Source organism: Peribacillus sp. NPDC096540 (genome assembly GCF_050278525.1).
GTDB lineage: Bacteria > Bacillota > Bacilli > Bacillales > DSM-1321 > Peribacillus.
Genome location: NZ_JBNNTG010000012.1, coordinates 76407 through 97506, shown reverse-complemented (window position 1 = coordinate 97506; position 21100 = coordinate 76407). Strand labels below are relative to the sequence as shown.

Genomic DNA, 21100 nt, shown 5'->3' with positions numbered 1-21100 from the left:
AAGGGGGATTAATAAATAACTGATACAAAAAGTCCATCCATAGAGCGGCGGATGTTGAACAAGGTTCCGGAAGTCATCATTTACTTCTGGATCATCAAAATAATGGCAACCACTGTGGGCGAGACGTCTGCAGACTTCCTGAGTGATAATCTGAACTTGGGCTTGGCCAATACGACCTTAATCATGAGTGTTCTTTTGATCATAACGCTTTTCTTCCAATTCAAAGCGAATAAGTATGTGCCAAGGATTTACTGGCTAACGGTAGTGATGATTAGCATTGTAGGCACGCTGGTTACCGACAACCTTGTGGACAATCTCGGGGTCAGTCTGGTGACGACAACTATCATATTCACAGTGGCGATGCTTGCGACGTTTGCGGCTTGGTACGCGAGTGAAAAGACGCTGTCCATTCACACTATCCACACATCCAAACGAGAAGTGTTCTACTGGTTGGCCATCTTGTTCACCTTCGCCTTGGGTACAGCAGCTGGTGACCTCATAGCAGAAGGTCTCGATATCGGCTACTGGAAGTCGGCCCTTATGTTCGCGGCATTGATTGGGGTGGTAACAGTCGCCCATTTCGGTTTCAAACTAAATGCAGTGCTTTCTTTCTGGATCAGCTACATCTTGACCCGTCCTCTTGGCGCCTCCCTTGGCGACTACCTGTCACAGCCTCGTGATAAGGGTGGCCTTGGTCTAGGTACGACGGGAACTAGTTTGGTCTTCCTCGTTATAATCTTAGGCTTGGTATTCTATTTGACCAAAACAAAAAGAGATGAGAGCAAAGTTGTGGAGTAAGGGTAGGAGTAGGGCAAGTACAATCTTCTAAAAATTCAGCTGTCCAACACTGAACAGGTTAAAGACCTCCGGGAAAGAGCACAATCTTTCCCCGTTCTATCTGCTACATTTACTTGATACAGCCTTCATTGTTCGGGTTTCACCTTATAGATTGCACCCATGCCGGGCGCACAAAAGAAAAGGCCACCAAATTGGTGGCCCTTTCAATTATTTAAGATCTTTAAATCCGTATTTTTCAAAAACCTTCATTGAATCTTTGTTTTGGAGATACTCGTAAAATAGTTGGGCTTCTTTAGGGTGCGAACTTTCCTTTATCACACCTACCGGATAGATAATCGGATCATGTAAGTCTTCATCAGCCACTGCAACGATTTCTACTTTTTCTGAGCTTAAGGCATCTGTTTTATAAACCAGTCCTGCGTCTACATTTCCTGTTTCTACATATGTAAGCACTTGACGAACATCCTTGGCATACACCAGTTTTTCTTCAATCTCTTTCCAGAGGTTTAGTTTTTCTAATGTTTGCTTAGCATACTGTCCTGCTGGTACTGACTCAGGGGTACCGATGGATATTTTAGTAGATTTAGTAAGGTCTTCTATCGATTCAATCCCTTTATCGGAATCCTTTGGCACTACTAGCACTAGTTCATTGCCAACTAAATCAATCCCTTTTTTCTCTTCAATAAGATCTTCATCTACTAATTTATCAAATTTATCTTCTGCAGCAGAGAAAAACAGATCCACAGGTGCTCCTTGAGAGATTTGTTGTTGAAGAGCTCCAGAAGCTCCAAAGTTATAGTTAACTTTCACATTTGGATTTTCTTTTTCAAAAGCAGTTTTAATGTCATTTAAGGCATCTTGTAAACTTACGGCTGCCGAAATCGTCAATTCTACTTTCTCGTCAGCTTGTTGCGTCTGCTTTTCTGTGCCTTTTTCTTCATCACTTGAACACCCTGTGCCCACTATCACAAGCAGCATAAGCGAGAAAATCATAAGATATATTTTTTTCAAAGTCTCTCTCCCTTTCTAACTAGTTATAACTAGTTATATCTAATTATATCTAGTATAAGACAGATAAAAGGTTTTAATCAATGCCTTTTTGCTGTGAATTTTCTTTTTAAAGGACTCTAAGATACAATAAAGAACGGAGGGATGCACATGTCAAAAGAGCTTTCCTATACCATCGAGGAAGTGTCACAGCTTTTAAAGGTATCTAAATTGACGATTTATGATCTTGTAAAAAAAGGGGAGCTCCCTGTATTCCGTGTGGGAAGGCAGATGAGAATGGATGCAAAAGACTTGGAGATGTATATTAATAACCATAAGTCCCATACATCCCCAGTTTCTGTTGCCGAACCCCATAGAAATGAAGTGAAGAATTCTCTTAACCTTGTCATTAGTGGGCAAGACATGGTGTTAGACATACTAGGGCAGCACATTGAGAAGGACTCCAGCTATAAAACATTACGATCTAACACAGGAAGTCTAAGCGGGCTTATATCCATGTACAATGGGGATTCAGACATCGTTAGTTTGCATATGTTTGATGGAGATACTGGGGAATATAATCTTCCTTATATAAAAAAGATTTTGGTAGGTTATCCTTATATTTTACTTAATCTTGTTTCAAGGAAAGCTGGTTTATATGTTAAAAAAGGAAATCCTTTAGACCTTACAGGTTGGACTGATTTAAAACAGAAAGACTTGGCCATCATCAATCGAGAAAGAGGATCGGGAGCACGAATTCTTCTTGATGAGCAGCTAAGGATTCACGGAATCTCTTCTAAAAATCTTAAGGGATATGAAAACGAAGAGACCAACCACCTAAGTGTGGCTTCAGCTGTTTCTGCTGGGATAGCGGATGTGGGTGTGGGAATTGAAAAAGCTGCAAAAATCGTTGGAATCGACTTTGTTCCATTAATTACAGAACGTTACGACCTTGTTATTTTAAAATCTCCGAAAAACGAACAGCTCATAAACATTGTTAAGCGCATTTTAACATCGAATCCATTTCAAACTGAAATCAACGCTTTAGGTGATTATGATATTTCCCAGACAGGCTCTATCATTTACGAGACATTTTAAACAGGAAGGCTACTGATTCAGCAGCCTTCCTGTTTAGTATGCAGTTTTTAAATAGGTTAAAGGGCACATTCTTCAATTTCAAAACCAAGGTCTTCGATAATGCCCCAATCCGCCGTAGGTTCTTGTCCAGCTGTTGTTAGATAATCGCCAACGAAGATAGAATTTGCTGCATAAAGTGCCATGGGTTGCATGGAACGGAGGTTCACCTCGCGACCGCCAGCAAGACGAATTTCCTTACTTGGATTAACAAATCTCATCATCGAAATTAATTTCAAACATTTAGTTGGAGTCAACTCAGAAGTTCCCTCAAGTGGTGTACCATCAATCGCATTGAGAAAATTACAAGGAATAGAATCCGCATCAAGGCTGCGTAGGGATAGGGCAATTTCTACTGCTTCTTCATTAGACTCATTCATACCAAAAATGGCACCCGAACATGGAGACATTCCGGCCTCTTTTACAGCTTCGACTGTATCTACACGGTCCTCATAGGTATGTGTGGATGTAATATTTTTATAATTATCTTGAGATGTATTCAAGTTGTGATTGTAGCGATGAACCCCCGCTTCAGCTAGCTTACTGGCATGCGTTTCATTTAAGAAACCTAGACAGCAGCATATTTTAAGATCAGTTGTCTCACGAATTTCTTTCACCGCTTCAATGACATGATCAATTTCCCTATTGGTTGGACGACGGCCAGAAGCAACAATACAATAAGTGCCTGCTTTACGACGAATTGATTCTTGCGCACCTTCAACAATCTTCTCTTTGGTAAGCCAAGCATATTTATCGATGGGAGCTTCCGACACGATTGACTGCGAACAATAGCCACAATCTTCAGGACATAGACCTGACTTGGTATTAATAATCATATTCAACTTAACCTTTTTTCCATAGTAGTGCTGGCGAATAAGGAAAGCTGCATTCAAAATCTCTAAAACCTCGTTGTCAGGTGCTTGTACAATAGCTAGTGCTTCTTCCGCTGTTACTTTATACCCTTTGATTACATTCTCCGCAAGCATCTTCCAATCCCTTACTAGTGTTTCCAAACCTAATCCCTCTTTTCTTATATGTTGTACATCCCATTCATCCTATGAATCTAGTTTATGTCTTTATTAATCATCCTCGCCGCGATAAGTTCCCTTGAAAACCAAACACCCTATTTGTATCTAGTGGTTCGAATTGTTCTGAACACGTCGATAACTTGATTCATTTGTTCTTCTTGATGTGTCGCCATTAACGTAAGTCGAATCCGTGAAGTTCCAGAAGGTACCGTTGGCGGACGGATAGCTGGTGCATAAATTCCATGCTTATGTAATTCTTTTGAAAGGAACATAGCCTGTTCCGGTTCTCCGCAAATAATGGCAAGAATCGGAGTTTCTCCCCCCGACACTGTGTAGCCCAGGGAGGTTAATTCGTTATAAAGACGCTGGCTAATGGCTCGAAGGCGTACTCTGCGTTCAGGTTCTGCTTGAATGATATCGACTGCTGTAAGTGCACTTGCCACTACTCCTGCTGATAAGGCCGTAGAGAAGACAAACGGTCTGGCTCGATTTAAGACATAGTCAACTAAAGACCTGCTCCCAGCGATATACCCTCCTTCTGCACCTACAGCTTTGGAGAGTGTCCCCATCTCGATATCTATTTTCCCCTTCAGCCCAAAATGTTCAGAAGTTCCCCTTCCGTATCTGCCTAAAACCCCCGTTGCATGTGCGTCATCCACCATAACAAGAGCTTCATAACGCTTGGCAAGTTCGACAATGCCTGGCAATGGTGCAATATCACCATCCATCGAAAAGACGCCATCCGTTACAATTATTCTTTTCCTGTAGCGGGTATTAATCTTGAGTTTCATTTCCAAGTCGAGTAAATCAGCATGACGGTAAATGATAGTTTCAGCACGTGATAAACGGCAGCCATCAATAATACTGGCATGATTCATCTCATCGGATAAAATGAGATCTTCCTTACCAACAAGGGTCGTTAACGCTGCTATGTTAGCCATATATCCTGTGTTTAACACAATCGCTGAATCCGTTTGCTTAAACTCAGCAAGTCTTTTTTCTAGTTTTTCATGGACAATTGTATTGCCAGTTGTTAATCGTGACCCAGTGGAACCCGTACCAAATCTTTGAGTCGCTTGAACAGAGGCCTCAATTAATCGGTGATCCTGGGCAAGCCCTAAGTAATTATTGGAGGCAAACATCATCATTTTTTTCCCGTTCACCATGGCATATCCTTGATTGCTCATTGTTTCAACGGTTTGTAGTTGTCTGTAAAGTCCTCCTTCTTTTATCTTTTCTAGTTCCTTCTCCCAAATCATCTTTCACTAACCTCGTGAACCGATCGATAGATAGGATTCCAATATCCGTTACCTAGGAGTGGGGCTTCGTCCCATTCTCGCTGATGATTGGATTTTCCTCGAAGAATTGTTTCATCAGTGAAAAAGGGCGTCACAAATATCGCTGTTTCCCTGGGGATTTCATCCTGCATCAACATTTCTCCTGTCATATTTGTTCCCTCCAAGCTTTTATATGTTAACTAACTTTAAAATAAGTTAACATATAAAAAGAATAATAACACACAAAGAAAAAATTATTCAATTACTAATTTTCAATATTTTCCTATGTCCGTTATTAATCGATAATTATATGTTAACCAAAATAATAAATAGTTGACATATAAAATATAAATCATGCACACTAATAATGGGCATTTTACCTACCATTTCAAAAAAAGGAGGTTAAAAACTTGAAAGCTAAAACGATCTCTTACGTGGCCCTATTTACTGCGTTAACCGCCATTGGTGCCTTTATTAAGATCCCTATTCCCTACATACCGTTCACGCTTCAAATTCTAGCAGTCTATTTGGCAGGGGCTCTGTTAGGACCACGTCTCGGTTTACTTAGTCAACTATGCTACGTCTTAATCGGCCTTATAGGAGTACCGGTGTTTGCCGAGGGCGGAGGTTTTGGCTATATATTTAAACCCACTTTCGGGTATTTGCTTGGTTATATACTCGGGGCCTATGTGAACGGATGGTTGATTAACAGGCTTAATCTCTCCACGATTCGTTCCATTTTCTTCGCTAACCTAGCATCATTGCTGACTGTTTATTTAATTGGCTGTATATGGCTTTATGGAGCGATGAAGTGGGTTGTAGAAACACCTCTTTCAATCTACCAGACTATTTTTTACGGCTTCTTATTACCTGCACCTGGTGATTTGTTGCTGTGTGTTTTATGTGCCATCATCATTCAGCAGGTAAGACCGCGGATTGCACGATTTACAAACATAAAGGAGCTGAAACACCCATGGGCCAAGCCTACTTTATAACCGGAACTGGCACGGATATCGGAAAAACCGTCGTCACGAGTTTACTCTATATGTCTCTTCAATCAATGGGAAAAAGCGTCGCAATATTTAAGCCGTTTCAAACAGGATTGATTCATGAAACGAATACATACCCAGACATTTCTTGGTTTGAGCAGGAACTTGGTGTAAGGGCACCTGGGTTTTACATGCTTGAACCAGAAACATCGCCACACTTAGCTATAAAATTAACAGGGCAACAAATCGACGAGCAAAAGGTCGTGGAACGAGTTCACGAACTCGAACAAATGTATGACATCGTGTTAGTCGAGGGCGCTGGGGGATTGGCCGTACCACTCATTGAACGAGCGGACAGTTTCTATATGACCACCGATTTAATTAGAGATCGCAACATGCCGGCCATTTTCGTTTCTACAAGCGGTTTAGGATCGATTCATAATGTCATAACTACGCATTCGTATGCCAAATTGCATGATATTTGCGTCAAAACTATTTTATATAACCATTATCGGCCCGACGATGAGATTCATCGCGACAATATCCTAACCGTTGAAAAGCTCACAGGACTCTCTAGCCTCGCCTGCATACCAACACTTGCCGACGTAAGAAAGGATCTGAGAGTCTACATACTCGATTTACTTAGTAATCATGAATTTACCCAACAACTAAAAGAGGTGTTCAAGAATGAATAGTCATGACTTAGAAAAATGGGATAAAGAATATGTATGGCATCCGTTTACACAAATGAAAACGTATCGAGAAAGTAAACCGTTAATCATTGAACGCGGGGAAGGGAGCTACCTTTTTGATGTGGAAGGCAAACAGTATTTGGATGGTTATGCTTCATTATGGGTCAATGTGCACGGCCATAATGAACCAGAACTAAACAACGCTCTCATTGACCAAGTGGAAAAAGTCGCACACTCTACACTGCTAGGATCTGCAAATGTACCATCCATATTACTGGCAAAGAAATTAGCAGAGATTACTCCTGGTCATTTATCGAAAGTCTTTTACTCGGACACAGGATCTGCAGCTGTAGAAATCGCCCTTAAAGTCGCTTATCAATATTGGAAAAACATCGATCCTGTAAAATATCAACATAAAAACAAATTTGTCTCCCTGAACGAGGCGTACCACGGTGATACGGTTGGAGCAGTGAGTGTCGGCGGAATGGATTTATTCCATAGAATTTTTAAACCTCTACTATTTGAACGGATACCAACTCCTTCTCCTTTTACATATCGAATGGCTGAATACGGGGATCAAGAAGCAGTGAAAAACTATTGTATTGATGAGCTGGAAAAGTTGCTTCAAGACCAAGCAGAGGAAATTGCAGGAATGATTATCGAACCGCTTGTTCAAGGAGCAGCCGGCATCATTACCCACCCTCCTGGCTTTTTAAAAGCGGTCGAACAATTGTGCAAGAAGTACAATATATTATTGATTTGTGACGAAGTAGCGGTAGGATTTGGGCGTACCGGTACATTGTTTGCCTGCGAACAAGAAGATGTCGTCCCTGATATTATGTGCATCGGTAAAGGGATTACTGGAGGCTATATGCCTCTGGCGGCCACTATCATGAACGAACAAATCTTTAATTCTTTTTTAGGAGAACCCGATGAACATAAAACCTTCTATCACGGCCACACCTATACAGGGAATCAACTAGCCTGTGCCCTGGCTCTGAAGAATATTGAATTAATAGAAAGACGAGATCTCATCAAAGACATCCAGAAAAAAGCCAAGCAGCTATCTGAAAAACTGCAATCACTATATGAACTTCCGATTGTCGGTGATGTCCGCCAGCGCGGTCTCATGATTGGAATAGAAATCGTTAAAAATCGCCAAACAAAAGAACCGTTCACAATCCAAGAAAATATCGTTTCAAGCATCATTCAAAACGCTCGGGAGAATGGTCTGATTATACGGGAACTTGGCCCCGTCATCACGATGATGCCCATTCTTTCCATGTCAGAAGCAGAACTGAATATTATGGTCGAAACTGTCTACCGTTCGATACAGGACGTTTCTTTGCACAACGGATTGATCCCAGCAGCAAACTGATATAAAAAGAACCGGAAGAGCATGTCTCATTCCGGTTCCTTTTCGATTGGATTTTCAGTTCTTCGCAGGGGACTTCGTGAAATACGCTGCCATTAAAAGAAAAAGCACAGATAATGTCCACAGCGTGATTCCCTTCCATGGGAAATCAACTGTTAAACCAATCATCTGCACGGCTGCACTTAATAAAATGCAAATCATCATTGGCCCCTTTTTCATCCTGCACCTCCTCTGGTTAATTCCATACATACTTCACGTTTTTGGAAAGTGAATTTTTCACCTGAACTAAGCAGTTTTGCAAACTTAAGGTAGTCCCATTATATAACTAAACGTTAGAAAATTTTATTATTTTTGGGTATTTCTGCTATAATCAGGGTAAAAAGAAAGAGGTGGATCGTTTTGTCAGGCAAAGAAAAAGCGTATGATTCCCCTACCAGAAAAGACTGGATTAGGACTTTCTATACATTTGCTTATATTAGTCTGCTCATTCTAATTATCGTTTCTGGAATTATACGCTATTTTCAGGCTCCTGCTAGTTACGTTGAAGAGTCGAAGCAGGAACAATCAAGTAAAAGTGATGAAAAAGCTAAGGATAGCAGTGCCATTGAAAAGGATCCCACCGCTACATCACTGGTTTTAAAACCATTGGCGGAATCACCAAAAGCAAAAATTATATTTGAACATGTCGGTTACTTCTTAATCTTGCTATTCATTTTTATACTCATACCAATTCCGCTATTAAGCGTTAAAAGGTTTAAATTCATGACTCTCGAAGTTGAAAGGGAATCTCAAGCTATCGAGGTAGCTAAGAATTTGACTATTCAACAAGATAAATTCGGACTTCTCTCTTACTGGTTAAAAGAGGATTTTAAATCATTGATTTTAGAGGTTGAAAGGGATAATACAAGCTATAAGGACTTTCTTGAAGAAATGCTCTTTTACATGAGAGATCACTATAAAAATAATTGGGACTCCCATTTTGAATTTGATATAGTGACGGAAACCAAGTTTAAAAAGAATTATTCAGTTCCTAAACTTGTTAAAAAATCTCTTCCCACTGCAAAAGTGAAAGGGATCGGGCTTCCTATCAATAAAGAGAATGATAGATATATACACTTTAAAAACTTTATGATCCATACAATTCACGCGGAAGAAAATCTGCTGACTGAGGAAGAATGCTTCATTACTTATGTCATTGTCCTAAAGAGTTATCGAACCATTTTTGATGAATATGACGGCCATTTAGTATCAGGCTTAGCTTCCTTAACATATGAATTATACCGAAGATATCACACATCTTTGGCTATCCAAGAAGAGGAAGATGTTGAATCTGAGGAAGAAATTAAGTAAAATAAAGGAAAGAGGTGATAACGATGTCTTTACCTAAAAGAAAATATAGTAAATCCAAACTATTTAAATCCGCAAGTAAGGTTGGTAAGTCTCAGCCTCACGAGGTCGTTATTCCAACTTATCATTCGAACAAGTTAACGCCGAATAGTCCGTCAGTAAAAAAAGTATTATCAAATGTAAATTAAAAATAACCCCTGAAGATGACTCCTGGGGTTATTTTTCGAGTCCAAGATATGTGTTGATGTACGGTTCCAAAATAGGGCTCCTGCCGATCCAATCCTTAGCTGACTTTATATGATTAGGACTCCATACAGGTGAAGATGGTATTTCGGTACCTTTTGGCTTGGACCCGACTTTCCTGGCTCTTCTCAATAGTAACTCATACTTATACTTCTTTACCTCCATAACTTCCCTCCTAGCCATAAAAACACCTATCGTTTTATATAATTATGTTTAAACGCCTTTTTTATGCGCAGCTATTGATCATCTCCTTCAAGGAATGGATGGAATCAGAAAGGCCGCCCCCCATTGGATGCCCTTTTTTTCCGACAATTGTTGAATGATGTCACTCTACTCAAACAAAGGGATTTCCGGAGGATGCACAAAACATGATAATCATTGTAATAAAAAAGATGACCCCGTTTAATTCAGAGGTCATCTTCATTATATAGTCCATTCCTTTTTTCCTTACTGCTGGCTAAGTGTTAGCGAATGCCTTTCATGTAACCTTGAATCTTAGGTGATAAGGTCATCAGGGCCAGTCCAAGGATTATTGAAGCAACGCCGATCACTCCAAAATAAGCCATTTCGGTTTGCGGAGTGTAGAATCTGACGATTTGTGCGTTTAGTGCTTGTGCTGCTGCACTTGCCAGGAACCACAGGCTCATCGTTTGTGCCGAGAATGCGGCCGGAGCCAATTTTGTAGTCGCTGAAAGTCCAACAGGGGATAAACAAAGTTCTCCAAGCACTACAAGGAAATAGCTAAGTACAAGCCATAGCGGATTGACTAATGAATCTGATCCACCGAAATAAACAGGAAGCAGGATCACCAGGAATGATAAACCGGCGAACAGTAGACCTATTGAGAATTTTTGAGGTATGGTCGGCTGGCGCTTTCCTAGTTTAATCCATAACCATGCGAATACTGGTGCAAGGGTAATGATGAACAAAGGGTTCAATGATTGGAACCATGCCGGGTTTATTTGCAATCCAGCAAAATTCAACTGTGTCCGTTTGTCTGCATAATTTGCTAATATAGTTGCACCTTGCTCTTGAATTGCCCAGAACATGACAGCTGCTATAAACAAAGGAATATAGGCTATCAATCGTGAACGTTCAACAGAAGTTGTTTTAGGGCTGCGATACATGAAAATGAAATAAAGGGTCGGAATAAGGATCCCTAGGATACCTACAAGATTAATAAAGGTTTTAATCGTTAAGATACCTTTAGTGGCAGTGATACCGATGATAGCAGCTACGATCAATGCAGCTATTCCCAATTTAGTGAATACGGTTTTCTTTTCATTTTGTGATAATGGGTTAGCAGGAAGAGTTCCAGCTAGGCCCAGGTTCTTTTTCTTTGTTGCAACAAAGACGATGAGTCCAATTAACATACCAATTGCCGCCAGGCCAAAACCAAGGTGGAAGCTGTAGTTCATTCCGACTGTACCGACAAGAAACGGTGAAAGGAATGCACCCATGTTAATACCCATATAGAATATACTGAAACCGGAATCCCGGCGATCATCATTTTCCGCGTATATTTCCCCTACAATGCTGGAAACATTCGGTTTTAATAGCCCAGTACCCAGAACAATGAGTACCATGGAAACAAAGAACATGGAGAGACTGCCTGGTACAGCAAGGACAATATGCCCGAGCATGATCAAGATACCACCGTAAAATACGGATTTTGAAGTCCCGAAAATCCTATCGGCAAGCCATCCGCCAATTATACCGGACATATATACTAAAGATCCGTAGATGGATACTAGGGCAAGGGCTGTATGTTCATCAAGACCTAGTCCCCCTTTAGAAACTTCGTAATACATATAGTAAACAAGAATGGCCTTCATGCCATAATAGGAGAAACGCTCCCAGAACTCAGTAAAGAAAAGGGTGAATAGTCCTTTTGGGTTTCCAAAAAAACCTTTTTGAGGTACACTATCCACAATTTTCTGTTTATTTATCGTTGCCATACCTAGCCCTCCTTTTATTATTGTATAATAACTTTTATTTTCTTTATTGTAAACAAATATTTAGTATATTTAAATAATTAATTACAAAATAAATAATAGTAGCTATTTAACAAAGCAAATCACACTAAAGTTCCCCTAAAAAAACACCCAATCAATTTAGTCTAATAGGAAGCTGCCATGAATGATATATTGCCCTAACTTCACTGATGTATTACGTTTCCTATCAGTTTGGTTACCATGCACAAAATAATGAGAATGTGAATCCGAAAATATAAGAGTGGGAAAAAGTGAACTTTGAAAAAAACCTCAACCAAAACCGTTATATACACCGTATAATAGAAATAACAAAAAAACGAGGAGGCACAAATATGATAGGGTTAGTAACCGTTGTAATGATATTTTCCATTCCCATTATTGGAATCCTAACAAGCCATTTCGAAAAACAAGCAAAAACCAAACATAATATGATTAAAGACGAATTAGAACTCGAAAAACTTAAACACGAGAACTTCCTTATTGAAACGGAAAAAATGAGGCTCGAACTGGATCAGATGAAATTTGGGGAATCAAAAGACGAACCAAAGTTACTGTAATCGCGTAACTTTGGTTCGTCTTAAATTCACGAGTATTTTGAGTTCTCCGTTTTAAAAACAAATCGTTCCTCATACATATAAGTTTAAATAAATAAGTTCTTAGTGAATATATTGATCCCCAACAAGAAGATCTGAAATTACCTTGGTCGGGATCGTAAATTCAACTGCACCCATATATCCTGGTGCTGCTTCATAGCTGTTAAAAGCGATCACAAGCTTGCCATTTTTGTTAATATAAAAGTTTTGTGTTGCATCAATACCTTTAAACTCAACAAATTCATCGTCTTCCACCCAATATATTTTATTTGAGTCCTCAGCCATTTGCTGCTTCATCTGTTCCTTAATATTTTCGTTTATTACCTGAAGATAGCGGTCATCTTTAAACAAGCTATTTAACGTTAATAGCACTTCATTTTTCTTGTCAACTGTATCAAATTGGCTTTCTGTAGAACTGGAAGCTTGAATCTTGTCGGTATAACGCTGGACGGATAATATCGTGTCATTATCGGTCAATATCTTATATCCGCTTTCGACTGAGATATTTCCATTTTCTCCTTCCTTCAAAGTAGACATGGAGTCCGCGAATTCCTTATAAAGCTGTTTGCTTTCCGCTAAGTATTTATCATTTAAGCTATTTTCTAGCTGCTTATTTTCCAGACCTGAAATAGCTGGTGTTTTAATAACTGCTGAGGAATTATTTTCTTCTTCATTCCATTCAACGAATGTAATCACTTTGATGACTTTTTCAACTATCGGAATGTCGCTCATTGCTTTTGCCGCTGCCGGGCTTATGTTTACGGAAGCTGTCACAATCAGCATGGCCGCTGCTGCAGCAATCCATATGGGTCTGGCAACCCTTGGCTTTTTCCTAGGTTTTTCATTCAAGGCCGCTTGAACGACATCGTTTAATTCCTTAGGGATTGGTGTTTGAAGATACTCTTCTCGCAGATCATTTAATTTTTTTTCCATTTTTTCGTTTCCTCCTGTTCAGTCATGTTGATCCGCAATAGTTGCAGTGCTTTATATAATCTCGTTTTAATTGTGCTTACGTTCTCTTCCAACACGTCTGCTATTTCTTCCAACTTCAAGTCCTCAAAGAAGCGAAGAATGACTACCGTTTTATACTTGATTGGAAGTCCCTCCAAGGCCTTTTGCAAATCTAGGTCCTGATAGTGATCTTCCTCTCCACTGCGTAAGTATTCTATTGTTTCATCATCCGCAATTGTCAGTTTCTTTTTATTTCGTAGAACGTCAAGTGCGGTTCGGACTATGATCTTATATAACCAGCTGTCTATAGAAGCAGCATCTTTAATTTTGCTGCTGGAGGCTAGCGCTTTTCTGATTGATTCCTGCACGATATCAAGCGCATCCTCTTTATTTTTCACATAGTAAAAAGCAAGTCTGTACAAATTTTCTTGCCTTTCGGTTATCCGGGACGCTATTAATTGATCCATATCTAGATTTTTCATTGCCTTAAAGAGCTCCTTACATTTAAATTACGTATCCTAGGTACAAAGGATAGACGCTCGACGGGCTTTAAAAGTTTGAAAATAGCTAAAGAAAAATTTCCATATAAAAAAATGAAATTTTTTACAAACTTTTAAGGCTTTTGGCGCGTCTATATAGTAGAATGATTATCGAGGTGGAATGCATCATGAGGAAATTAAATTATAAAAAGGTCTTTATTTTTCTATTTTGTTTAACAGCTGCAGTGGGAACAATAGGTTTAGCTATAAAAAGCCTAGCTTTTGATAAGAAGAAAACTGTTTCGGCTTATTCAAATGATCAAAATTACCCAGAGGCTGATATTCAAACGTATGTAAAAGATGATACGAAAGGCGGGTATTCAGTAAGTAGGCCCGTTCTTCATATAGAAAATATCGACAAGCAACTAGAAGCTTACATAAAAAAAGAAATAAAAGATTACGAAAAGAAATGGAAAGCCATTGGCGGAAAAGCATCTTCTGAGCTTAACCTCACTTATACGATACTCCATTTCAGCAAGCAAACCATTACCATTTCCTTCGATAAGTATGAACAAGTAGCAGGAAAGACGCTGTCTGAATCCCAGATCTTCACTTATGATATTCCATCTCAGAAAAAACTCTCTATAGAAGACATTTTTGCCACGGATACTGATTATTTATCCGATTTATCTGATATTGTTTTTGAAGAGTTAACCGAGGGGAAAGAAAAAGGCATTTCAAAAAGTCTTATTGAGAATAAAACCCAACTAAAAGCAGCCAACTTTGATTCTTTTTCAGTGCTGAAAAATACGCTTGTATTCTATGTAAAGACTTATGAGGATGGAGACTCATCTAAGAGACAAACCATAGCTATTAATAAAGAACTTTTCAAAAATAGTTTGCTAGATTCATATCAAAGTAAAGATTTAAATCAGGATCGTGTAAAGGAATTGCAACCGAAACATATCGTCGCCAAGCTTCCAGTGAAAAATGAATGGATTGACCCATCACAAAAGGTAATCGCCTTAACGTTCGATGACGGGCCACATCCAAGTTATACTATGTCCATCCTGGAAGCCCTAAACAAGTATGATGCACATGCTACCTTTTTTGTGCTTGGTAGCCGCGTGCAACACTATCCAGAGGTGCTGCAAAAGATGACTGAACAAGGAAATGAAATCGGCAACCATTCCTGGGATCATCCGCAACTGACACGTCTAGACAAGACAAAAATTAAAAGTCAAATTGAGCAGACTCAAGACGCTATTGAAAAAGCTACCGGAGCTGAGCCAGACCTTATTCGTCCCCCATATGGAGCGATTAACGATAATGTCCGGGAATATATGAAAGATATGAATGTCACACTTTGGGATGTTGACCCTGAAGACTGGAAAAATCGCAATAAAAAGAAGATCGTAGACAAAGTAATGAGCAAAGCCAAAGACGGAAAAATCATTCTTATGCATGATATTTACCAAACCAGCGCCCAGGCTGCAGTGGAAATCATCAAACAACTGCATGACCAAGGATATCAACTGGTTACAATTTCCGAACTAGAGCAAGTAAAAAAAGACCGCGCACTTTACGGTATCGACTTACAAGAATAATAGATTAAACGAAAAAGAGAAGGATAGATAGAAGCTGAAGTAATTCGCTTTTATCTATCCTTCTCTCCTTTTATTTTCAACCTTGTTATGCACCTTCATTAAAGCCTTTAATATCTTCTTTAGTAGGCGCTGAGGTTCAAAATGGAACTGCCAATGATTTTTCAATCATAAAAGAAACCAATTCATCAAGTCCGTCATTTACATTCCAGGCTCTCAGTGCCCCATGAATGTAAAATAAGCAGGCCTTTGATTACATAGCAAAGGTCTGCTCAACTCTTTTATTCTCCAAGATCCACATTGTGATAGACCTGTTGAACATCTTCCAAATCTTCTAATGCATCGATCATTTTTTCGAATTGTGATTGTGCATCTTCCGGGAGGGTTAAGTCATTTTGTGCAAGCATCGTTAGCTCTGCTACTGTAAATTCCGTAATGCCCGCATCTTTAAATGCCGTTTGTACAGCATGGAATTGTTCAGGTTCAGCATAAACGATAACCGCTTCTTCTTCTTCAAGAATGTCACGAACGTCAACATCCGCTTCCATTAATAGTTCAAGCACATCGTCCCCTGTTTTACCTTCAATACCGATAACTGCCGTTGCATCAAACATATAGGCTACAGATCCACTTACTCCCATGTTCCCTCCGTTTTTACCAAATGCAGCACGCACATCTGATGCCGTCCGGTTCACGTTGTTTGTCAACGCATCTACGATAACCATTGATCCATTTGGTCCGAAGCCTTCATAACGAAGTTCGTCATAGCTTTCTTCAGAACCGCCTTTTGCTTTTTCAATCGCACGGTCAATAATTGCTCTCGGCACATTGTACGTTTTCGCACGTTCAAGTACAACTCTTAAAGCCTGATTGGATTCTGGATCTGGTTCACCTTGTTTGGCCACTACATAAATTTCACGTCCAAATTTAGCATAAATACGACTTGTATTTGCATCTTTTGAAGCTTTTTTTTCTTTGATATTATTCCACTTACGACCCATTATATTCCACTCTCTTTCATCATTGAATATACACAAATTTGATTACTATGTTTCTTGCCACTACAGCATTTTTTCATATAACTACAAAGGAAATCCATAATTAATTTCCGTGGAAGATATGCTATACGATTACTAGATTATATTATACATCAATTGTATAAATTTGAAAAAGTCCTGTACATCATCTCTTGCAAACTAATTGACCCTAACTTGGCACTTTGTTTTTTTAATACTATGGAAAACGTCAAGAGTAGTATAGTATAAAATGATTAGAAAGGGGAGATGCTTCATGACAGATACTCAAATTATTATCGGGATACCCGGAAAGTGGAAGAACCGAACAGAATTGATTCAAGCTGTGGCTTCTCAAAGTGAAGGGTACCTGCTAGCCGGTCATATTTTGCATAACAAGGATAAGAACATAACTTTTCAAGTGGAAGTCTATGATTATGAACCGAATTTAAAAGAGACCTTTTCCTATGCAAGTAAAGGAGCCTTTTCGGAGCGTTTATTAGAGGAAATCAATGATCATACTTTTACAGTTTATATAATTGCTGATGTATCTGACTTTGGAAATATTACTGATTTGATTGATGCTGGGGCAGCAATCCTGAAGGCTGGCGGAATGGCAGTAAAAATAGAAACCTCAGGCATTGCACATTCAAAAGAGGATTGGCAACAACTTAATCGTACCCCGGATATTCTTTCGGTTTATGCCCATTTTGTTACGATTATTGGCGAGGAAGATTATTATTGTTCATTTGGAATGAAAGCTTTTGGTCTCCCAGATGCTGTGACACTTAACACGATGAGTCCAAAAGAGGCAGCTGATTTACTTAACACATTTAATTATTATCATGCAGGAGAAAGACCCATCTTTACTAATGGTGAAACCTTTTCTGTACAACCAGATGCACCCACCTATATATTGACTAGTCTTCAAGACTTTAGGTACGAGGAAGACCACCCTTTCTACAACCCATTTGGATTATGGAATTTAGGGACAAGTAAATGAGGAGCTATAAGCTCCTCTATTTTTGTTATTTAAGCCGATCCCGCACTCTTTTCTTCCTCATTTTCTTTCTTCACGAGTGACATACCGCTTGCTTGGTATTTAAGGATCTTTTGAATGATTGTGCCGAGATGCGCCCCAGCTTCGACCGGTGGAATGCCGCCTTTATGGATGTTAGAGATGACCATCCGCTCTGCTTCAATGGTACCCAAGCAAGGTTCATAGCAAAAATAGGCGCTCAGTGATTCAGCACTGACAAGTCCCGGCCGTTCACCAATCAACAGGACAATGACCTTTGGTTTTAGAATTTCACCGACATCATCCATCACAGCAACTCTTCCTTTTTCAATATAAAAGGGAGTACCGACATCCAAGTTTGCCCTTAGCAAAGATTGTTTAAAAGATAGATAGACGTCTTCCACATTTTCTTCCACTGCCTTGGAGCTTAAGCCATCTGAAATGATGATTTGAACCATAGGGCCCTTTATGCACTTGGCTTCAATCATTTTCTTTGCTTCATCCGAAAGCTTTCGGCCATAATCTGGACGGCGCAAATAGACTTCCTTATCACTCGCCCTCGTTTTTACTTTGAACAGATTCAACCGTTTCAACAAAGCCTCACTTACGTCACCATATACAGCATCGACCGCCGCAGCGTGGTCAAACCTGAACTTCAGCCAAGAATCCGTCTTCGGACGTGTCCCGGCTCTGCCTATCCCGATTCGAGCAGGTGTTTTCGTTATCAAGGCTTCCAATTCTTCCTCATTAAATGGTTCGTTTATTCCCATATCATCCACTCCTAACGGTTAAAAATAGTCGGATCACCCGCGCGCTTCGTCAACTTGCCGTTTTCCATGAGACCCATCTTTTCTAGCCAAGATTCGAATAAAGGTGCAGGTCGCTTATTCATCGTTTGCCTCAATGTTGCTATATCGTGGAAACTCAAAGACTGATAGTTCAACATACAATCATCCCCCATTGGAGTAGCGATGATAAAATTCACACCAGCCGCGGATAAAAGAACACCCAGATCCTCAATATCATTTTGATCAGCTTTCATATGATTGGTATAGCAAATATCCACTCCCATCGGCAGGCCATGCATTTTCCCCATAAAATGATCCTCTAACCCGGCGCGAATGACCTGCTTACTGTTATAAAGATATTCTGGACCGATGAATCCGACGACCGTATTGACGATGTACGGATCAAAATAGCGTGCAAAGCCATAGTTCCTGGCCTCAAGTGTCACTTGATCAATTCCAAAATGGGCTTCCGCTGATAATTCCGAACCTTGCCCCGTTTCAAAATAAAGATGTTGTGGACCTGTGCCGGTTCCATAGGACTTTGCTACCTCATTGGCTTCTTTAAGCAATTCAACGCTAATCCCAAAAGAACGATTGGCCGCTTCTGTCCCGGCTATGCTTTGAAAAATCATATCAGCAGGTGCTCCCTGCTGTACGGCTCTAATTTGAGTGGTCACATGTGCAAGTACGCAATTTTGGGTCGGAATATTCCATTTTTGAATTACGTCCTGAGTGGCATTTAACAACCTTTTAATGCTTTCCACTGAATCATCGACAGGGTTGATTCCAATAAGTGCATCCCCAATTCCATAAGAAAGCCCCTCCTTTAAAGAAGCAAGCATCCCTTCCACATTGTCAGTCGGGTGGTTAGGCTGAAGACGGGAGGCAAGTGTTCCTTTGTATCCGATTGTGCTATTGTTTTTGGTAAGCACTTCAATTTTATTGGCTGCATGGATGAGATCGAGATTCGACATGAGCTTTGTTGCAGCAGCAATCATTTCACTATTTAGTCCTCGACTTATCCTCATTAAATCTTCGCCAGTCGTCTCGTCACTTAAAATATATTCCCGCAGCTCGGCAACCGTCCAATTTTTCACAGATTGATAGATGCTATGATTGATGAGTCCATCAATTATTCGGGACACCTCATCCTCATCCGGAGAGAGTAATGGATAGTTTCGAATGTCTGCTAAAGTCAATTCGCTTAGTACCGATTTCGCTGCAATCCGTTCCTGAACCGATTCTGCTGCAATCCCCGCTAGTCTATCCCCTGACTTCTCTTCATTTGCCTTTGCCAAGACGTCTTTCAGCGAAGTAAATTGATAGGTTTTCCCAAAGTATTGTGTAGATAATTTCATCATATCCTCCTCCATTTCTTAGTTGTGAAAAGTTAGTGTTTTAACAACAACCGGCACAACCCCTGACCGCAATAGCCTTCCTATATCTAAATAATCACCATGCTCTACCTGTGTCTGATCGATACAGATAACCGGCTGTTCCGGCTGATACGTTAGAAAGGTCTGGCCAAGCACCTTCCCATAATCGCTATCCATGACAATTATCAGCGGTTGCTGCTGATTCGGTTTTTGCTTCAGTGCCTCAGTAAAAGCATACGTGAGCAGCTGAATGTCCCGGAATGATAGATATGGTAGGTTCGTTAAATAAAAAGCAAAATTCTGTCCTTCCCGCTGGGGGTCGTATATCGTAATCGCGTCCTGCACCGCTTTTGACATTCCCTCGATACCTTGCTCCAGAGCTCCTTGAAAATCGATCCGATAGACTGGGATATTTCGTACCGGTAGATGGGAATCATTCACTTCAATTGTTGCCCCGCTGATCTCGGTTGTATGGGTGCCGGCTCCAAGAACGGTCGCACGAATCGTTTCAACTGGCTTTTCCCACTCCCAATTAGCCAATTCTTTATTTTCTTTTATAGAAGTGGCAAGCGTCATGCCGATATCCTGAAAGCTGGTGCACATCAGTTCTTCATGATAAATGCAGTCACTGACTCCACCCGAGAACATTAATCCATCAATGCTCCCTGTCCAAGATGGCACCTTTCCTACTAAAAGCTGTTCGTCTTCTTTCGAAAATGATTTTTCCAAAAACCTCGCCAGCACCTTAGCCATCTCATCTGTAATTATTCCCCTATTCTCTTTCGAAGGAGAATATCCCTTTGTTTTCAGCCATTCTTCAATCGAAGGAGCGACTTTCATCTTCGCCCCCTCCCATTCCATCAAACGACCTCCGATGTGTAAGGTGCATGTACCGCAAAGCGTACCCGAACGGTATACGGCAATATTTGCTGTTCCTCCGCCAATGTCAATGTTTGCTATAGTTTTTCTTGTCTTTATCGAATGTTGATAAGCACCGGAACCCTTTGCGGCAATGATTCCCTCTAAATCCGGGCCTGCTGCTGCAACTAGGAATTCCCCTGCCGCTTTAGACAACTGGTGTACCATTTCTTCTGCATTTTGTTTTGTTGCCGTCTCTCCTGTGATTATGACTGCGCCTGTTTGAATCTTTTCCATCGTGATGCCAGCATGATGATATTCACTTTCTACTATTCTTTGAACCGCCGGGATATCAATCACTGTATCCGATAAAAGCGGGGTCCTGAAAATCGGGCTTCGATACAGAACTTTCTTATCGGTAATTTCAATTTTCGGCACCTGTCCCCCGCCCGCCACATTCATAAGTGAAAACTCGCTGATAACAAGCTTCGTCGTGCTTGTGCCAATATCAATTCCTGCACTGATGATTCGTTCAAACTGTTTATTTAGCAAAACC

General features: G+C 40.2%; 21 protein-coding genes and 1 pseudogene. 9 read left to right on the top strand and 13 right to left on the bottom strand.

Annotation, left to right across the window (positions count from 1 at the left end):
• Positions 1 to 51 precede the first annotated feature (51 nt).
• Positions 52 to 798: a hypothetical protein gene (locus ACQKMR_RS12895; RefSeq protein ID WP_427697637.1), complete on the top strand. Its 747-nt coding sequence runs from the start codon at positions 52 to 54 to the stop codon at positions 796 to 798.
• Between the two features lie 207 nt (positions 799 to 1005).
• Here ACQKMR_RS12895 and modA read toward each other — a convergent pair whose 3' ends face one another.
• Entirely contained in the window at positions 1006 to 1809 is an 804-nt protein-coding gene (modA, locus tag ACQKMR_RS12890) for a molybdate ABC transporter substrate-binding protein (RefSeq protein WP_427697636.1), read from the bottom strand.
• 147 nt (positions 1810 to 1956) lie between these two features.
• Between modA and ACQKMR_RS12885 the strand changes: the two genes are divergently transcribed.
• Entirely contained in the window at positions 1957 to 2883 is a 927-nt protein-coding gene (locus ACQKMR_RS12885; protein ID WP_427697635.1) for a substrate-binding domain-containing protein, read from the top strand.
• Between the two features lie 56 nt (positions 2884 to 2939).
• On the opposite strand, the gene bioB is transcribed toward ACQKMR_RS12885, so the two are convergent.
• The 3 genes from bioB to ACQKMR_RS12870 form a co-directional block, all read right to left on the bottom strand.
• Complete coding sequence (bioB, locus tag ACQKMR_RS12880; protein ID WP_218973287.1) at positions 2940 to 3905, bottom strand: biotin synthase BioB; 966 nt, start codon at positions 3903 to 3905, stop codon at positions 2940 to 2942.
• Positions 3906 to 4042: 137 nt separating this feature from the next.
• Entirely contained in the window at positions 4043 to 5206 is a 1164-nt protein-coding gene (gene bioF / locus ACQKMR_RS12875) for an 8-amino-7-oxononanoate synthase (RefSeq protein ID WP_427697634.1), read from the bottom strand.
• Positions 5203 to 5394, bottom strand: a complete 192-nt coding sequence (locus ACQKMR_RS12870; protein WP_427697633.1) for a hypothetical protein — start codon at positions 5392 to 5394, stop codon at positions 5203 to 5205. Before ACQKMR_RS12870 ends, bioF begins: the two co-directional genes overlap by 4 nt.
• Positions 5395 to 5634: 240 nt before the next feature.
• On the opposite strand from ACQKMR_RS12870, the gene ACQKMR_RS12865 reads away from it, so the two are divergent.
• The 3 genes from ACQKMR_RS12865 to bioA are packed head-to-tail and all read left to right on the top strand — an operon-like array spanning position 5635 to position 8283.
• Positions 5635 to 6219, top strand: coding sequence for a biotin transporter BioY (locus tag ACQKMR_RS12865; protein WP_427697632.1), 585 nt, complete (start codon positions 5635 to 5637; stop codon positions 6217 to 6219).
• Positions 6198 to 6908 (top strand): dethiobiotin synthase, encoded by a 711-nt coding sequence (gene bioD / locus ACQKMR_RS12860; RefSeq protein WP_427697631.1) that lies wholly within the window; start codon positions 6198 to 6200, stop codon positions 6906 to 6908. Before ACQKMR_RS12865 ends, bioD begins: the two co-directional genes overlap by 22 nt.
• The gene (gene bioA / locus ACQKMR_RS12855) at positions 6901 to 8283 is read left to right on the top strand and encodes an adenosylmethionine--8-amino-7-oxononanoate transaminase (protein WP_427697630.1); all 1383 of its coding nucleotides are present in this window, start codon (positions 6901 to 6903) and stop codon (positions 8281 to 8283) included. The genes bioD and bioA overlap by 8 nt, the downstream gene beginning before the upstream one ends.
• 54 nt (positions 8284 to 8337) lie before the next feature.
• Here bioA and ACQKMR_RS12850 read toward each other — a convergent pair whose 3' ends face one another.
• Positions 8338 to 8499, bottom strand: coding sequence for a hypothetical protein (locus ACQKMR_RS12850; protein WP_427697629.1), 162 nt, complete (start codon positions 8497 to 8499; stop codon positions 8338 to 8340).
• 180 nt (positions 8500 to 8679) lie between these two features.
• On the opposite strand from ACQKMR_RS12850, the gene ACQKMR_RS12845 reads away from it, so the two are divergent.
• Positions 8680 to 9630, top strand: coding sequence for a hypothetical protein (locus ACQKMR_RS12845; protein ID WP_427697628.1), 951 nt, complete (start codon positions 8680 to 8682; stop codon positions 9628 to 9630).
• A 213-nt stretch (positions 9631 to 9843) separates the two neighbouring features.
• Here ACQKMR_RS12845 and ACQKMR_RS12840 read toward each other — a convergent pair whose 3' ends face one another.
• Together ACQKMR_RS12840 and ACQKMR_RS12835 are read right to left on the bottom strand one after the other, a co-directional pair.
• A complete protein-coding gene (locus ACQKMR_RS12840; RefSeq protein ID WP_379159581.1) occupies positions 9844 to 10035 on the bottom strand; it encodes a hypothetical protein in 192 nt (63 codons plus the stop codon).
• Positions 10036 to 10334: 299 nt separating this feature from the next.
• Complete coding sequence (locus ACQKMR_RS12835) at positions 10335 to 11828, bottom strand: peptide MFS transporter (RefSeq protein ID WP_427697627.1); 1494 nt, start codon at positions 11826 to 11828, stop codon at positions 10335 to 10337.
• 368 nt (positions 11829 to 12196) lie between these two features.
• Here ACQKMR_RS12835 and ACQKMR_RS12830 point away from each other — a divergent pair, with 368 nt between their 5' ends.
• Entirely contained in the window at positions 12197 to 12421 is a 225-nt protein-coding gene (locus ACQKMR_RS12830) for a hypothetical protein (RefSeq protein WP_053347855.1), read from the top strand.
• 99 nt (positions 12422 to 12520) lie between these two features.
• Here the strand turns inward: ACQKMR_RS12830 and ACQKMR_RS12825 are convergent, their stop codons facing one another.
• Both ACQKMR_RS12825 and ACQKMR_RS12820 read right to left on the bottom strand, forming a co-directional pair.
• Complete coding sequence (locus ACQKMR_RS12825; protein WP_427697626.1) at positions 12521 to 13390, bottom strand: DUF3298 domain-containing protein; 870 nt, start codon at positions 13388 to 13390, stop codon at positions 12521 to 12523.
• Positions 13375 to 13890, bottom strand: a complete 516-nt coding sequence (locus tag ACQKMR_RS12820; protein ID WP_427697625.1) for an RNA polymerase sigma factor — start codon at positions 13888 to 13890, stop codon at positions 13375 to 13377. Before ACQKMR_RS12820 ends, ACQKMR_RS12825 begins: the two co-directional genes overlap by 16 nt.
• 185 nt (positions 13891 to 14075) lie before the next feature.
• Between ACQKMR_RS12820 and ACQKMR_RS12815 the strand changes: the two genes are divergently transcribed.
• Positions 14076 to 15494, top strand: a complete 1419-nt coding sequence (locus ACQKMR_RS12815; protein ID WP_427697624.1) for a polysaccharide deacetylase family protein — start codon at positions 14076 to 14078, stop codon at positions 15492 to 15494.
• 278 nt (positions 15495 to 15772) lie between these two features.
• Here the strand turns inward: ACQKMR_RS12815 and ACQKMR_RS12810 are convergent, their stop codons facing one another.
• Complete coding sequence (locus ACQKMR_RS12810) at positions 15773 to 16492, bottom strand: YebC/PmpR family DNA-binding transcriptional regulator (protein WP_427697623.1); 720 nt, start codon at positions 16490 to 16492, stop codon at positions 15773 to 15775.
• A 289-nt stretch (positions 16493 to 16781) separates the two neighbouring features.
• On the opposite strand from ACQKMR_RS12810, the gene ACQKMR_RS12805 reads away from it, so the two are divergent.
• Complete coding sequence (locus tag ACQKMR_RS12805; RefSeq protein ID WP_427697622.1) at positions 16782 to 17507, top strand: DUF4261 domain-containing protein; 726 nt, start codon at positions 16782 to 16784, stop codon at positions 17505 to 17507.
• A 29-nt stretch (positions 17508 to 17536) separates the two neighbouring features.
• On the opposite strand, the pseudogene eutC reads toward ACQKMR_RS12805, so the two are convergent.
• From eutC to ACQKMR_RS12790, 3 genes and pseudogenes are all read right to left on the bottom strand, one after another.
• Positions 17537 to 18289 (bottom strand): annotated as a pseudogene (gene eutC / locus ACQKMR_RS12800) (ethanolamine ammonia-lyase subunit EutC); the annotation flags it as partial.
• 14 nt (positions 18290 to 18303) lie between these two features.
• On the bottom strand, positions 18304 to 19668 hold the full coding sequence (locus tag ACQKMR_RS12795) for an ethanolamine ammonia-lyase subunit EutB (RefSeq protein ID WP_427697621.1): 1365 nt from the start codon (positions 19666 to 19668) through the stop codon (positions 18304 to 18306).
• An 18-nt stretch (positions 19669 to 19686) separates the two neighbouring features.
• Positions 19687 to 21096, bottom strand: coding sequence for an ethanolamine ammonia-lyase reactivating factor EutA (locus ACQKMR_RS12790; protein WP_427697620.1), 1410 nt, complete (start codon positions 21094 to 21096; stop codon positions 19687 to 19689).
• Positions 21097 to 21100 lie beyond the last annotated feature (4 nt).